General features: G+C 41.3%; 18 protein-coding genes. All 18 read left to right on the top strand.

The features are described 5' to 3' along the window. The first annotated feature begins 110 nt into the window (after positions 1–110). The 18 genes from MUN89_RS14435 (at position 111) to MUN89_RS14350 (ending at position 14,072) form a co-directional block, all read left to right on the top strand. Positions 111–896 (top strand): cell division protein FtsQ/DivIB, encoded by a 786-nt coding sequence (locus MUN89_RS14435; RefSeq protein WP_244708492.1) that lies wholly within the window; start codon positions 111–113, stop codon positions 894–896. After that, the gene (locus tag MUN89_RS14430; protein ID WP_244708491.1) at positions 883–1,581 is read left to right on the top strand and encodes a DUF881 domain-containing protein; all 699 of its coding nucleotides are present in this window, start codon (positions 883–885) and stop codon (positions 1,579–1,581) included. Before MUN89_RS14435 ends, MUN89_RS14430 begins: the two co-directional genes overlap by 14 nt. A gap of 5 nt (positions 1,582–1,586) precedes the next feature. After that, positions 1,587–2,306 (top strand): DUF881 domain-containing protein, encoded by a 720-nt coding sequence (locus tag MUN89_RS14425; protein WP_244708490.1) that lies wholly within the window; start codon positions 1,587–1,589, stop codon positions 2,304–2,306. A gap of 3 nt (positions 2,307–2,309) precedes the next feature. Next, the gene (locus MUN89_RS14420; RefSeq protein ID WP_244708489.1) at positions 2,310–2,678 is read left to right on the top strand and encodes a small basic family protein; all 369 of its coding nucleotides are present in this window, start codon (positions 2,310–2,312) and stop codon (positions 2,676–2,678) included. A 184-nt stretch (positions 2,679–2,862) separates the two neighbouring features. Further along, entirely contained in the window at positions 2,863–4,152 is a 1,290-nt protein-coding gene (gene ftsA, locus MUN89_RS14415; protein ID WP_244713821.1) for a cell division protein FtsA, read from the top strand. A gap of 78 nt (positions 4,153–4,230) precedes the next feature. Further along, positions 4,231–5,379: a cell division protein FtsZ gene (gene ftsZ, locus MUN89_RS14410; RefSeq protein WP_244708488.1), complete on the top strand. Its 1,149-nt coding sequence runs from the start codon at positions 4,231–4,233 to the stop codon at positions 5,377–5,379. A gap of 380 nt (positions 5,380–5,759) precedes the next feature. Continuing rightward, positions 5,760–6,692 carry a sigma-E processing peptidase SpoIIGA gene (gene spoIIGA / locus MUN89_RS14405; protein WP_244708487.1) on the top strand — a complete coding sequence of 311 codons (933 nt, stop codon included), beginning with the start codon at positions 5,760–5,762 and terminating at the stop codon, positions 6,690–6,692. Positions 6,693–6,714: 22 nt separating this feature from the next. After that, the gene (sigE, locus tag MUN89_RS14400) at positions 6,715–7,434 is read left to right on the top strand and encodes an RNA polymerase sporulation sigma factor SigE (RefSeq protein WP_396266023.1); all 720 of its coding nucleotides are present in this window, start codon (positions 6,715–6,717) and stop codon (positions 7,432–7,434) included. Between the two features lie 83 nt (positions 7,435–7,517). Continuing rightward, positions 7,518–8,297, top strand: coding sequence for an RNA polymerase sporulation sigma factor SigG (gene sigG, locus MUN89_RS14395; RefSeq protein ID WP_244708486.1), 780 nt, complete (start codon positions 7,518–7,520; stop codon positions 8,295–8,297). A gap of 122 nt (positions 8,298–8,419) precedes the next feature. Then, entirely contained in the window at positions 8,420–8,695 is a 276-nt protein-coding gene (locus MUN89_RS14390) for a YlmC/YmxH family sporulation protein (RefSeq protein ID WP_244708485.1), read from the top strand. Positions 8,696–8,750: 55 nt separating this feature from the next. Beyond that, positions 8,751–9,551, top strand: coding sequence for a peptidoglycan editing factor PgeF (pgeF, locus tag MUN89_RS14385; RefSeq protein ID WP_244708484.1), 801 nt, complete (start codon positions 8,751–8,753; stop codon positions 9,549–9,551). A 16-nt stretch (positions 9,552–9,567) separates the two neighbouring features. Then, positions 9,568–10,242 (top strand): YggS family pyridoxal phosphate-dependent enzyme, encoded by a 675-nt coding sequence (locus tag MUN89_RS14380; RefSeq protein WP_244708483.1) that lies wholly within the window; start codon positions 9,568–9,570, stop codon positions 10,240–10,242. Positions 10,243–10,263: 21 nt separating this feature from the next. Continuing rightward, on the top strand, positions 10,264–10,707 hold the full coding sequence (locus MUN89_RS14375) for a cell division protein SepF (RefSeq protein ID WP_244708482.1): 444 nt from the start codon (positions 10,264–10,266) through the stop codon (positions 10,705–10,707). Positions 10,708–10,710: 3 nt separating this feature from the next. Next, on the top strand, positions 10,711–10,980 hold the full coding sequence (locus MUN89_RS14370) for a YggT family protein (RefSeq protein ID WP_244708481.1): 270 nt from the start codon (positions 10,711–10,713) through the stop codon (positions 10,978–10,980). Positions 10,981–11,045: 65 nt separating this feature from the next. Further along, positions 11,046–11,816 carry a YlmH family RNA-binding protein gene (locus tag MUN89_RS14365; protein WP_244708480.1) on the top strand — a complete coding sequence of 257 codons (771 nt, stop codon included), beginning with the start codon at positions 11,046–11,048 and terminating at the stop codon, positions 11,814–11,816. A 93-nt stretch (positions 11,817–11,909) separates the two neighbouring features. Next, positions 11,910–12,443, top strand: coding sequence for a DivIVA domain-containing protein (locus MUN89_RS14360; protein WP_244708479.1), 534 nt, complete (start codon positions 11,910–11,912; stop codon positions 12,441–12,443). A 247-nt stretch (positions 12,444–12,690) separates the two neighbouring features. Beyond that, complete coding sequence (gene lspA / locus MUN89_RS14355) at positions 12,691–13,164, top strand: signal peptidase II (protein ID WP_244708478.1); 474 nt, start codon at positions 12,691–12,693, stop codon at positions 13,162–13,164. Continuing rightward, positions 13,164–14,072 carry an RluA family pseudouridine synthase gene (locus MUN89_RS14350; RefSeq protein ID WP_244708477.1) on the top strand — a complete coding sequence of 303 codons (909 nt, stop codon included), beginning with the start codon at positions 13,164–13,166 and terminating at the stop codon, positions 14,070–14,072. Before lspA ends, MUN89_RS14350 begins: the two co-directional genes overlap by 1 nt. The last annotated feature ends 56 nt before the right edge of the window (positions 14,073–14,128 follow it).

Here is a 14,128-nt window from a genome sequence, read left to right as displayed (position 1 = left end):
CAAAATTGTGATATAATTAGAGTTATCTGAGAAACGGAAATCGGTTTGTCAGTTACAGCAACGTTGAATACATCATCAGGGTGTTACGGTGATAAGGAGATATGCCCGATATGGAAGAAAGAAAAGTTGTTTCCATAGAAGACCGCATACCGAAACTGAAGCAATCGCGAAGGAAGAAAGCCAATCGGAGATTAATTTTATATCTTTCTATCCTGTTTTTGCTTATCGCTACGGTAATCTATTTGCAGTCCCCATTGAGTAATGTAAATAAAGTGGTCGTAAAAGGCCAGCAGCATGTAAGTGCTGAAGAAATAAAAAAGTTATCAAAGATTACGAATAAAAATAACTATTGGAAAATTGATCCTTCGGAAGTGGAGAAAAGAGTAAAAAAACACGTGCAGATTACAAATGTACAGGTTTCGCGGCGCTTTCCAGGGACAGTAATGATAAATGTGGATGAAGCAGAGCGGATTGGCTATATTCAAAAAGACGGAAAGTTTCAGCCTATACTTGAGGATGGAAGCCGGTTATCGGCAACTTCAAAAGTACCTACTGGTGACGCCCCGGTACTGAGCGGGTTTACGGACGAGATGTATTTGAAAGAGATCTCTCAGGAGTTAAAAAAGTTACCTGAAAGTATAACCAGCCTGATTTCAGAAGTGCATTGGGATCCTGATGATGATAATCCATACAGGATTCGTCTCTATATGAGTGATGGATATGAAGTAGTTGCATCCATTCGGAACTTCTCGAGTAAAATGCCTGCGTATCCATCAATAGTTGCCCAGCTTTCCCCTAAGGATAAAGGGATCATACACATTGATGTAGGAACTTACTTTGAAAAGTATCCGAGTAAAGAAAAGAAAGAGGAGAATGACGAGCATGGACAAGGGTAAATCGTTAATTCTTTCCCTTGTTTTGCTTGCATCCGGGTTTCTCATTGCATACAGCTACCAGCAGACTAAGAGCCGTCCGGAAATGGTTCAGCTGAACGATTCCCAATGGGAAAAACGGTATTTCTATAAAAAACAGCTGATAGAAGTGGAAGAGCGTAATAAGAACCTGCGTGAAGAATTAAGCAAGAAAAGGGCGAAGGTCCAGCAAATTGAGGATAATCTGGCTAAATCAGAGCAAGTTGTAGCTGACTTTGTTCAGCGTAAAAAGAAGCTTCAGCTGCTTGCTGGAGAGCTGCCTGTGGAAGGAAAAGGAGTAAAAGTAGTATTAAGTGATGCCGATTACGTGCCTGAACGTGATAATGTAAATAATTACATCGTGCATGAAGGCCATATCCACAAAGTCATCAACGAACTGTTAACTGCTGGAGCGAAAGCGATAGCTATTAACGGCCAACGTGTATTTGCAGACAGTTACATTGCTTGTACAGGTCCGGTCATCACTCTAGACGGCGTACAGCATCCCGCTCCTTTTGTAATTACGGCTATTGGCGACCAGGAAGTGCTTGCTTCAAGCCTTGAGCTGAAGCAGGGAATCATCGACCAGCTGGAAAAAGAGAATATCCAAATTTCGTTATCTATAGAGGAAACTATTACTATGCGAGCAAGGCTGTCTGCTGAAGGATGAATGGAATGAAGAAGAGAACAAAGTGGATCGTATCATTTGTTTTTTTGCTGGTGGGTTTCATGGTAGCTGTCCAATTTCAAACCACTTCAGAAGAACCCGAAAAAAGAGAAACTCGGGATCAATGGGAAGTAAGAGAAGAATTATTAAACCAGCAGGAGGAACGTCAGGAATTATTAGTAAAGATTTCTGAAGCTGATAAAGTGCTGGCTGATTATAAAGAGGAGTCTTCGAAAAAGAAAGTGGACACTCTGAAACAGTCCATTCATGAGTTGGAAGAAAAAATAGGGTTAAGTGAATCCGAGGGCAGCGGGGTGGAAATAACGATTAAGCCCATTTTTCAAGAAAGTGAAAAAGGACAGACATATCCTGCTGTTTCTCCAGAGCTGCTATCAAAGCTGATCAATGAGTTAAACATGTTCGGTGCTCAGGAGATTGCAATAGGAAATGAGCGATTAACGAATTTGTCTCCTATAAGGGATGTCAATGGATTTACTTATGTGAACAATCGGCCCTTACCTCCTCTTCCTGTAAAGATTCATGTGTTATCCAAAAATCCAAAAAAGCTGCTTGATTATATTGAAGCGAGCCAGTCTAAGGATTTTTTTGCTATAGAAAATCTTGGAATAGAGGCAAATTCAAATCCATCACTCGTACTTCCAAAGTATGAGGATCCATTAAAGCTTGAGTACTTACAGGAGAATAAAAAGAAGGAGACAGGTGAATAATTTATGTGGCTGCCCATTGTTTTTCTAGTCATCGGACTATCCTTGGGCTTACTGACAGATATCCGTGTGCCAGAAGCCTATTCCGATTACCTATCCATTGCTGTCTTAGCCGCATTTGACACACTTCTCGGCGGAATTCGCGCACAATTGGAAAAAACTTTTAACGACACTGTATTTCTTACAGGTTTTATATTTAATGTAGCGCTTGCAGCCTTGCTTGCATTTCTCGGTGTACAGCTTGGCGTCGACTTATATCTGGCAGCAATATTTGCCTTTGGAGTGAGATTATTCCAGAATTTAGCCATTATCCGAAGAATTGTGATCGACCAAAAGCTTTTAACAAAGAAAATTGAAAAAAATAAGCGTAGTTAAAAGGATATTCAAGAAACTCTGTGGAAAACAACTATAGTATGATTTTAAGATTTAGGAAGTAAGCCAAATGAATTACTTTTTATATCATTTCATTTACGTTTTTATTTCACCGATTGTTTTTTAAAGATGAATTCGATATGCTTTTTACTATTCATATGGCTTGTTATTAGGAGGTGCGTCATTGGTGAATCAAAATGAAATATTAGTAAGTTTAGATATCGGTACGAGTCGCATTAAAGTCATCATTGGAGAAATCATGAATGACTCGTTAAATATAATTGGAGTCGGCTCCTCTAAATCAAATGGAATGAAGAAGGGTGCCATTGTTGATATTGATCAAACTGTACAGTCCATCAAGTCTGCTGTAGAACAGGCTGAACGCATGGTCGATATGAAAATAGACCGAGTCGTAGTAGGAGTGAACGGAAACCATATTCAACTTCAGGCCTGCCATGGCGTGGTTGCAGTATCCAGTGAAACCCGAGAAATTGGTAATGAGGACATCACGAGGGTCATAGATGCGGCCCAGGTCGTTTCCATACCGCCTGAAAGAGAAATTATTGACGTCATTCCGCGTCAATTCATCGTGGACGGACAGGATGAGATCACTGATCCAAGAGGAATGATCGGCGTGCGCTTGGAAATGGAAGGTATGATCATTACGTGCACGAAGACGGTTTTACATAACACTCTTAAATGCGTGGAAAGAGCAGGTCTTGAAGTGTTGGATGTATGCCTGCAGCCGCTCGCTGCCGGGACTGTTGCCTTGTCTAATGATGAAATGAACTTAGGCGTCGCCTTACTGGATGTCGGAGGCGGATCCACGACCATTTCTGTGTTTGAGGAAGGTCACCTGAAGGGTACAAGCATGATCCCTTTTGGCGGGGACAATATTACGAAAGACCTTTCCATTGGGTTGAGAACCTCCACTGAAGAAGCAGAACAGGTAAAAGTGGAGCATGGACATGCATTTTTTGATGATGCTCACGAAGAAGAAAATTTTTCTGTAACAATTATAGGAAGTAATCGCGAACAGGCATTCAATCAATTGCAAATCTCTGATATGATTGAAGCTAGACTAGAAGAAATTTTTGTCTTTGCTGCTCAGGAAATTCAAAGGATGGGTGTGCGTGAACTGCCAGGTGGATTTGTTTTAACAGGCGGAGCGACCAATATGCCGGGAGTACTTGAATTAGCACAAGATGTCTTTCATTCAAATGTAAGGTTGGCGATTCCAGATTATATTGGAGTGAGAGAACCTCAGTTCACAAGCGGAGTTGGTATCTTGCAATTCGCTTATCGTAATGCGAAAATACAAGGGAAAGCAATTTTTCCTTCAGTTTCGAACAATTTTGAAGAATCTGCACCAGTAAAGCAAAAGAGGGTGCAAAAACAACCGAAAGAAGAGAAAGATAAGCCTGATAAGAAGAAAGAATCAGGTCTCTCAAATCTATTAAAGTATTTCTTTGATTAAGATGATACAGGTTAGTACGAATAAATCTAGCGGATTTAAGAATAAATCTTGGAATCTCGTGTTTAGGAGGAACGGAAGATGTTAGATTTTGATACAAGTATGGATCAATTAGCAACAATAAAGGTTATCGGTGTTGGCGGTGGCGGAAGCAATGCTGTCAATCGTATGATTGAACATGGTGTTCAAGGCGTTGAATTTATTGCAGTAAATACAGATGCTCAGGCTCTTAATCTGTCAAAAGCAGAAGTGAAAATGCAGATTGGGGAAAAGCTTACCCGTGGATTAGGCGCTGGTGCCAATCCTGAGGTAGGACGTAAAGCAGCTGAGGAAAGCAAGGAGCAATTGGAAGAGGCTTTACAAGGAGCAGATATGGTATTCGTTACCGCTGGAATGGGCGGGGGTACTGGTACGGGAGCCGCTCCAGTTATTGCTCAAGTAGCCAAAGAATTAGGTGCTTTGACAGTCGGAGTAGTAACGCGGCCGTTTACTTTTGAAGGGAGAAAGCGTTCTACTCAAGCCACTGGAGGAATTGATGGATTAAAAGGCAGTGTAGACACCTTGATTGTCATTCCCAATGACCGGCTGCTGGAAATCGTTGATAAAAATACTCCGATGCTTGAAGCGTTCCGTGAAGCAGATAATGTACTTCGTCAAGGTGTACAAGGAATCTCTGATCTTATTGCCGTCCCAGGACTAATCAACGTCGACTTTGCCGATGTGAAAACAATCATGGTTGATAAAGGCTCAGCTCTTATGGGCATTGGGATTGCAACTGGTGAAAGCAGGGCAACAGAGGCAGCTAAAAAAGCTATTTCATCACCACTATTGGAAACTTCCATCGATGGAGCCCATGGAGTACTTATGAATATCAGCGGTGGTACAAACCTTAGTCTTTACGAAGTTCAGGAAGCGGCCGATATTGTCACTTCTGCTGCTGACCAGGAAGTGAATGTTATTTTCGGGTCGGTCATCAATGAAAACTTGAAGGATGAAATTGTTGTCACCGTTATCGCTACTGGATTCGATGAAACGCAATTAGCAGAAGGACAGAAAAAGCGTCCATCGGTCGGCCAGCCGCAGTCAAAACCGAATGTAATGGAGCGTCCTCAACGCGAAGAGCAGCCTCGTCGTGAAGCTCCTCAGTCACAGTCCAAACCATCTTCTAACCAAGAGGAAGATACGCTGGATATTCCGACTTTCTTAAGAAATAGAAATCGTCGCAGATAAATATATTGCTTACCATTCCTTCTAAAGGAGCGGGGAGCCTGCAGAATAACCCACTGGGTTTTCTGCAGGCTTTTTTTGTTCTGTTGGCATGTTTCTTACTTTGTCCAGGTGTCAATCGGGGTTCCTCTCATTTTTCTCTTAGAACAGAATCGTTAGGTTTTCTTTAGACACTTTGCTACAAAACTAGCTTTTCCCCTGCTCATAATTAGACAGACTTTTCAGCAGGACAGGCTTATAATTTTTTTAATAGAAGGGGCACTGAGTTGGTGCTGTTGGTTAAAAGATGAAAGCACAGCTATTAATCGTTCAAGCAGAACGGTATTTGCGACACCTTCTTTGCTCTAAAGAGAGCTCAACAGTAAGTTCCACAGTGCTTAAAGATGAAGCGGAAAGGAGAGGGGATGATTTATCTTGATGCTGTTTGGCTGCTTAATGTGCTGATGGATGGGATGATTCTATACTTGACTCAAGGATTAACTAGAACGAAAACTTCCGTGAAACGGATTTTTTTCGGTGCTGTCTTTGCCTCCATGATCGTTCCAGTTACCGTTTATATGCCTCACTCTTGGCTGGTTTCAAGTCCGGGCAAAGCATTGTTTTCCTGTTTCATCATTTTAGTCGCTTTTTCCTTTGTGTCGGTTAGAACTTGGCTGAAACAGTTAGCAAGCTTTTATTTCGTAACTTTTTCCATTGGTGGGTGTATGCTTGGCATCCATTATTTTTTATCTTCAGAAGCAAGCTTTGATGGAAGTACATTTATTACCCACAACGGAGGTTATGGCGATCCTGTAAGCTGGCTGTTTGTCCTTGCAGGCTTCCCTTTTGCCTGGTGGTTTACTAAGTGGAGAATGGAGCAAGCAAACCTTCACCGAATGAAATTGGAAGATCTTTATGATGTGGAGATCACTTGGAGGGATCGAACGTACACATGCAGAGGTATGGTCGACAGTGGCAACCAGCTTGTAGATCCCATGAGTAGAAAAATCGTTTTTTTAGCGGATCAAGCCGTATTCAATCAGTTTCTTACAAACGATGAGCTAGAAATGCTGAAGGTAGATGAAGTCATGACTCATATGGATCAGCTCAGTGAAGATCTGCAATCGTCGCTAAGACTGGTGCCCTACCAGGCTGCAGGAACAGAAGGCAAGCTATTAGTTACATTACTCATCGACCGGCTGGCAGTAAAAACCCCCGGAGGGAGCTTAGAAATCAAGCAGCCTCTGCTTGGCATACAACATCATGACCTTTCACGAGATGGATCTTATCATTTACTCATTCACCCTCACCTGATGGTACGTGGAAAAACGGCTTAACTATTGAAAGGAGAAGATGTTTATGATGAAATGGCTGTTTAAGGTAAGACTCTGGATATACAGGGTGTTAATAAAGCTTGGCATAAAGCAGGACGAAATTTATTACATTGGAGGAAGCGAAGCACTTCCCCCTCCTTTGTCCCGGGAGGAAGAAAAAGAATTGCTTGAACGTCTTCCTAAAGGGGATAAAGCAGCGAGAGCGATGCTGATTGAACGAAATTTGCGGCTGGTCGTTTATATTGCACGCAAATTTGAGAACACTGGAGTGAACATTGAGGATTTAATTAGTATTGGAACGATTGGTTTGATTAAGGCAGTCAATACGTTTGATCCTGAGAAAAAGATTAAACTTGCCACCTATGCCTCGCGATGCATTGAAAATGAAATATTGATGCATTTAAGAAAAAGCAACAAGCTCAAAACAGAAGTTTCTTTTGATGAACCACTTAATGTTGACTGGGATGGCAATGAGCTGCTGCTGTCGGATATCTTAGGAACTGAAGATGATATTATTACGAAAGGAATTGAAAAGAAGATTGATAAAAAACTGTTAAAGTCTGCTCTGGAACAGTTAAACGATCGAGAAAAACAAATTATGGAGCTTCGGTTTGGGTTAATTGGAAAAAAAGAAAAAACCCAAAAGGATGTGGCTGATATGATGGGCATCTCCCAGTCTTACATATCAAGGCTGGAAAAGAAGATCATCAAACGGCTTCAGCGTGAATTTGACAAAATGGTCTAATATTCCAGTGAACAGGAATGCATAAATTTTCCTCCCAGGGAGATACTGAGAACTGATTACAGCTTCTTGGGAGGGTCTTACTTTTGACACGACATAAAGTGGAAATTTGCGGGGTAGATACTTCAAAGCTACCTGTACTTAAAAACAAAGAAATGCGGGCCCTGTTTGAACGGTTACAAAGCGGCGAGACCGAGGCTAGAGAAGTACTAATCAACGGAAACCTCCGCCTTGTATTATCCGTCATCCAACGGTTTAACAATCGGGGGGAATATGGCGATGATTTATTCCAGGTTGGCTGCATCGGTTTAATGAAATCGATCGACAACTTTGACTTAAGCCACAATGTGAAGTTCTCTACCTATGCGGTTCCGATGATCATTGGAGAAATTCGAAGATATTTAAGAGACAATAACCCGATTCGAGTCTCTAGATCGTTGAGGGACACCGCATACAAAGCTCTGCAAATGAGGGAGAAATTAATCAGTGAAACTTCTAAAGATCCGGCTCCCCATGAAATTGCTGAGAAATTAGGAATTCCCCACGAAGACGTAGTGTTCGCAATGGACGCCATTCAGGACCCGGTTTCATTATTTGAACCTATCTACAACGATGGAGGAGATCCAATATTTGTGGTCGACCAATTGAAGGACGACCGTGAAAAAGATTCCGTCTGGCTGGATGAGCTTTCCTTAAGAGAAGGTATGAAAAGACTGAATGAACGAGAAAAAATGATTCTTACGAAGCGTTTTTTTCAAGGCAAGACACAAATGGAAGTGGCCGAAGAGATTGGTATTTCCCAAGCTCAAGTCTCAAGACTTGAAAAGGCCGCTATTAAAGAAATGAATAGCTCCATGTTTCAATAAAACATGGTACGAGCTGCTGAAGTCCAACTTTGGCAGCTTTTTTTATTTGAAAATGGCACAACTCGCTTTTGGGGAAAGTGAAGGAGATCTTCTGCATATAGTTTAAAAAGGAGGAATGTACGATGAAAATTTCAGACTTACAGGTAAAAGATGTCATAGCTATGGAAACAGGAGAGCGGCTTGGATATATCAGTGATTTGGATATCGACACGAATAGAGGCAGGCTGAAAGGACTCGTGGTTACTCTAAAAGGCAAAGCGATGGGTTTATTTGGAAAGGAAGAAGAGCTTGTCATCCCCTGGGATCAAATTGTTAATATTGGTGCGGACGTCATTTTAGTAAAGAAATCCACCTATAATGCACTAACAGCAGCCAAAAAGTCAGATTCAAATGAATAAAAACAGGAAATACAATGAATAATGTGATAAAATGAAGGGAAATTGAGGTGGTAGAATGACCGAGCCCTTCAAGCACGAGTCTTCCAGACAATTATCGTGTTTTGTTACTAAACCGAAATTAACTGCCGGTATCACAACGAGACAAGGCGGATTCAGCAGTCCTCCCTTTGATTCTTTAAACATGGGGCTGCATGTAAATGATAATGAAGACCACGTACTGCAAAATCGTAAACAGCTTGCTATCGATTTAAACATCGATCTTAACAAGTGGGTGGTAGGAGAACAAGTTCACCAAACAGTGATTCACACTGTCGATGGTTGCGATCTGGGAAAGGGTACACTAGACCATTCTACAGCGATTCAAGGTGTAGATGGGCTGATTACAAACAAATCCGAGGTATTGCTTACTGCATTCTATGCGGATTGTGTTCCTTTATATTTCCTGGATGAAAAATCCGGCTGGCTGGGAATTTCTCATGCAGGCTGGAAAGGAACCGTAAATCATATGGCTTTCCAAATGATTGAGGCTTTAAAAAGCCATGGCGCTGATCCAGAAGATATTCAAATGATTATTGGTCCTTGTATCAGCAAAAAGCATTATGAAGTTGACGAGAGAGTTATCAGCCAAGTGAATGAAGAGCATAAGCATGATGTGGCTTCGCCAACGACGAAAGGAAAGTACCTGCTTGATTTGAAGATGTTAAATAAACAAATCGCTTTACAAGCTGGTCTATTGGACAAAAACATTTCCATGACTAGCTACTGTACATATGAGGAGGAAGAGCTCTTTTTCTCTCATCGCAGAGATGGCGGCCAATCCGGACGAATGCTTGGATACATTGGCTGGTTAAGTTGAGGGAAGGAGTAATGAAATGGCATCTGTAGAAACGAATCTTGCTCATATCAACCAACAAATAAATACTGCTTGTGAAAACAGCGGGCGTAATCCAGAAGAGATTACCATCATTGCCGTTACAAAATATGTGTCGTCACAAAGAGCTGAAGAAGCTCTGCACGCCGGTATCACTAATCTTGGAGAAAACCGGAAAGAAGGGCTGCTGGAAAAGTATGAGGTAATCGGCAGCCAGGCTGATTGGCATTTTATTGGTTCCCTGCAGTCAAGAAAAGTAAAAGATGTGATTGATAAAATAAGTATGATCCATTCCCTTGACCGAAAATCCTTGGCAAAAGAGATTAATAAACGCGCGGATCATCCGATCCCTTGTTTTATCCAGGTGAATGTGAGCGGGGAGGAGTCCAAGCATGGACTGGCTCCTGAAGAAGTTATTCCATTCATCGATTCTTTACAGAACTATAAAAATGTACAGGCTGTCGGTTTAATGACAATGGCACCGCATATTGAGGATGAAGAACAGCTGAGAGGCGTGTTTAGAAAGCTGAGAGCACTCAGAGACACGATCCGTAATAAGAACTATTCACACGCACCGTGTGAATGGCTGTCCATGGGAATGAGTAATGATTTTCAGCTGGCGGTAGAAGAAGGAGCCACTCATATCCGAATAGGCTCGAGTCTGGTAGGAGAATAAATTAATCCGAGGTGATGAGCAATGAGTATGAAAAATAAATTCCGTTCATTCTTTACTTTAGATGACGAATACGAATATGTAGATGAAGAAGTCATGGAGGAAGAGGAAGACGAGCCTGTCCAGAGGGGGAAAAAGAGATCTGAAGCACAGAATGTAGTGAGCTTGAAAAGTGCCCAGCAATCCTCTAAGATGGTCCTCAGTGAACCGAGCAGTTACAATGAAGCGCAGGATATTGCCGATCAGCTTGTAAATCGCCGGGCAGTCGTTATTAATCTTCAGCGTGTGGACCATCATCAGGCAAAAAGAATCGTAGATTTTTTGAGTGGAACTGTATATGCTATAGGAGGAGACATACAAAAGCTGGGTTCCCAGACTTTTCTATGTACTCCTGACAACGTAGAAATTTCAGGTTCTATTTCAGAAATTTTAAGCAGAGAAGAAGATGATATTCATAGAAGGTGGTAAATAATGGGCTTTGTGTTTCAAATTTTAACAACGGCACTGACAATATACAGTTGGATTCTAATTATATATATTTTAATGTCCTGGTTTCCTGGTGCACGCCAGTCAAGTTTCGGTGAGATTCTTGGCCGGTTGGCAGAACCATTCCTGGAACCATTTCGCAGAATAATTCCTCCGCTTGGGATGATTGACATTTCCCCAATCGTTGCTATCCTCGTTCTGCGTTTTGCCTCGTATGGCCTCAATGAGTTGTACTATATATTACTGGGACTATAATTTTAAAGGAACAGATGGGCGATGGTTTCCCTATCTGTTCTTTTTTTGCGAAGGACGTGAAAAGTATGGAGATCTACCAACACTTCAGGGAAGAAGAAAAACCGTTTATAGATCAGGTTCTTGCATGGCAGAGTGATGTGGAGATGAGATTTCAAAGAAAATTAACCGATTTTCTAAATCCAAGAGAACAATATATTTTTAACACAATCACCTCACAAGGTGAACTCGTCACTGGTTTATTCGGTGGATACGGACAAACAGAAAGAAAACGGGCGATTATTGCCCCGGAATATGAAACTCTTGGAAACGAGGAATTCCAGGTGGTTCTCCTTGAAGCGGACTACCCTGATAAGTTTATAACCATTGAGCATCGAGATGTGCTGGGAGCCTTTATGTCACTCGGTATTCGGCGGGACAAAATAGGGGATATGAATGTGAGAGATGGAAAAGCCCAAATCATTGCAGCTGAAGAGATTAGTGATTATCTTCGAATGAACTTAAATGGCATAAAGAAAGCCAGTGTCACATTTACAGAAAAGCCTTTGCAGGAATTTATGGAAAATGGAGAACAATGGGCAGAAAATGATACGACGCTGTCTTCTTTAAGACTGGATATCCTCGTTAAAGAGATCTACGGCATGTCGAGAAAGAAAGCAAGTATGCATATAGAAGGCGGCCTGGTGAAAGTAAATTTCCGCACGGTGGAGTCCCCTTCCTTCCTCTTGGAAACAGGGGATTTAATCAGTGTCAGGGGCAAAGGAAGAAGCAAAATTAAAGATATTCATGGAAAAACAAAAAAAGATAAAATAAAAGTGACAACAGCTAAATTAATGTAATTCATTCTTTTAAAGCAGGACTTCGTTTACAGGTGTCGAATTTATATAGGCAAGACAAGTTTGTGTCGATAATTTATTTTGGAGGTGGTCGGTGTGCCTTTAACACCATTAGATATTCATAACAAAGAATTTACTCGAGGCTTTAGAGGCTATGACGAGGATGAGGTCAATGAATTTCTTGACCAGGTGATTAAGGATTATGAAATTGTCATTCGCCAAAAAAAAGAATTGGAACGGGAAGTTGAGAAGCTTAATGAACGCCTCGGTCATTTCAACAACATTGAAACCACTCTGAATAAATCGATTTTAGTTGCTCAGGAAACAGCTGAAGATGTTAAAAACAGTGCAAATAAAGAATCTAAGTTAATCCTTAAGGAAGCCGAGAAGAACGCTGACCGTATCATTAACGAAGCCTTGCAGAAATCGCGGAGAATTGCGATTGAAGTGGAAGAAATGAAAAAACAGGCTAAAGTATTTAAAACCCGTTTGCGCATGCTGGTTGAAGCTCAAATGGAAATGATTGAAAATGATGATTGGGATCATTTGTTTGATGTGGAAATCGACGAGAAAACGGATGTGGAAAAAGAAGAAAATAAAGAAAAAGAATACGCTAATCACAATTCGTAGTTACATACGTTTTAATAGGTCTTTTAACAATAACTTTCTTCTAAGCATAGATACTCCATAGAGCCGGGCTAGATATATGAAAGATTCATTAAGCGATTTATTTAAGACCTTTCTTCCTTTTAAGGAAGGAGGTCTTTTCTTAATGAACAGTAAAAATATACAAGCAGAAGGGTAAAGACCATGCTTTTTCCGCTTCTCTTGAATTGTGGTACAATAGCAAAGGAAAAATAAATTTTGGAGGCGGCTTATGTACTGGTATTATCTTATAGCTATCGGAATTATTATACTGGATCAGCTTACGAAATGGATGATTGTTCATTTCATGGAGTACCGTGAAAGCATTCCAGTTATTGAAAATTTTCTATACTTAACTTCACACCGGAATACTGGGGCTGCCTGGGGAATATTAGAAGGACAAATGTGGTTTTTTTATTTAATTACAACCATCGTAATCATAGTCATCATTTACTATTTGCAGCAGTATGGTAAAAAGAGCCGGTGGGCAGGGTTTGCTCTATCGCTTATTTTGGCCGGCGCCATCGGGAACTTTATCGACCGCTTATTTCGCAAGGAAGTGGTTGATTTTGTAGACGTCTACATATTCAAATATGACTACCCCATTTTTAATGTTGCGGATTCGTCACTTGTAGTAGGAGTTATCCTCGTTATGATTGCTACTTTAGTAGATGAAAGCAGGAAGAAGAAAGGAAGTAGTAAATAGTGAGTCAACACTACGAGGTTTTAGAGAATGACCAATCGAAGAGGATTGATAAACTGTTAACGGACATCATTTCTGATGCGTCCCGTTCACAAATTCAATCCTGGCTGAAGAACGACCGTGTTGAGGTCAACGGGACAGCTGTAAAAAGCAATTATAAAGTCCAGCGCGGAGATCAAATCAGCTGGACGATACCGGAAGTGGAGCCTTTAGAGCTGACGGCTGAAAATATTCCGTTGGAGATCATTCATGAAGATGAAGATGTCATCGTTGTGAACAAGCCTTCAGGGATGGTCGTTCATCCTTCTGCCGGCCACGAAAGCGGTACGCTCGTCAATGCTCTTCTTTATCATTGTCGAGATCTTTCTGGAATTAACGGCGTAGAACGACCGGGCATCGTCCACCGTATCGATAAAGATACAAGCGGATTATTAATGGTGGCCAAAAATGATCTTGCTCATCAATCATTAGTGCAGCAGCTTTCTAATAAAACGGTAGAACGAAAATATGTGGCGATCGTCCATGGGGACATTTCTCATGAGTATGGAACGATTGATGCCCCGATCGGCCGTGATCCAAAAGAGCGTCAGCGTATGGCTGTTGTAGAAGACGGGCGTGAAGCGGTCACCCATTTTCAGGTGCTCGAACACTTTAAAGACTTTACTTATGTTGAATGCACCTTGGAAACGGGAAGGACGCATCAAATCAGGGTACACATGCGCTACATTAACCATCCTTTAGCAGGTGATCCTAAATACGGCCCTAGAAAGACATGGGGACTTAACGGACAGGCTTTACATGCTAAATCAATAGGATTTTCTCATCCCAGAACAGGTGAGTGGAAAAAGTTTGAAGTCGAAGCACCGCAGGATTTCAAAGAAATGCTCGAATATTTACAGAATCGCCGTTGACATTCGAAAGATCTTCTGCAATAATCAATAGAAGAATAAAGTGAATAGACCTTTAA

Origin of the sequence: Halobacillus salinarum (genome assembly GCF_022919095.1) — a bacterium.
Taxonomy (GTDB): Bacteria; Bacillota; Bacilli; order Bacillales; family Halobacillaceae; genus Halobacillus_B; species Halobacillus_B salinarum.
Note: the sequence above shows the minus strand (reverse complement) of the source record. Positions and strands in the feature narration are given on the sequence as shown.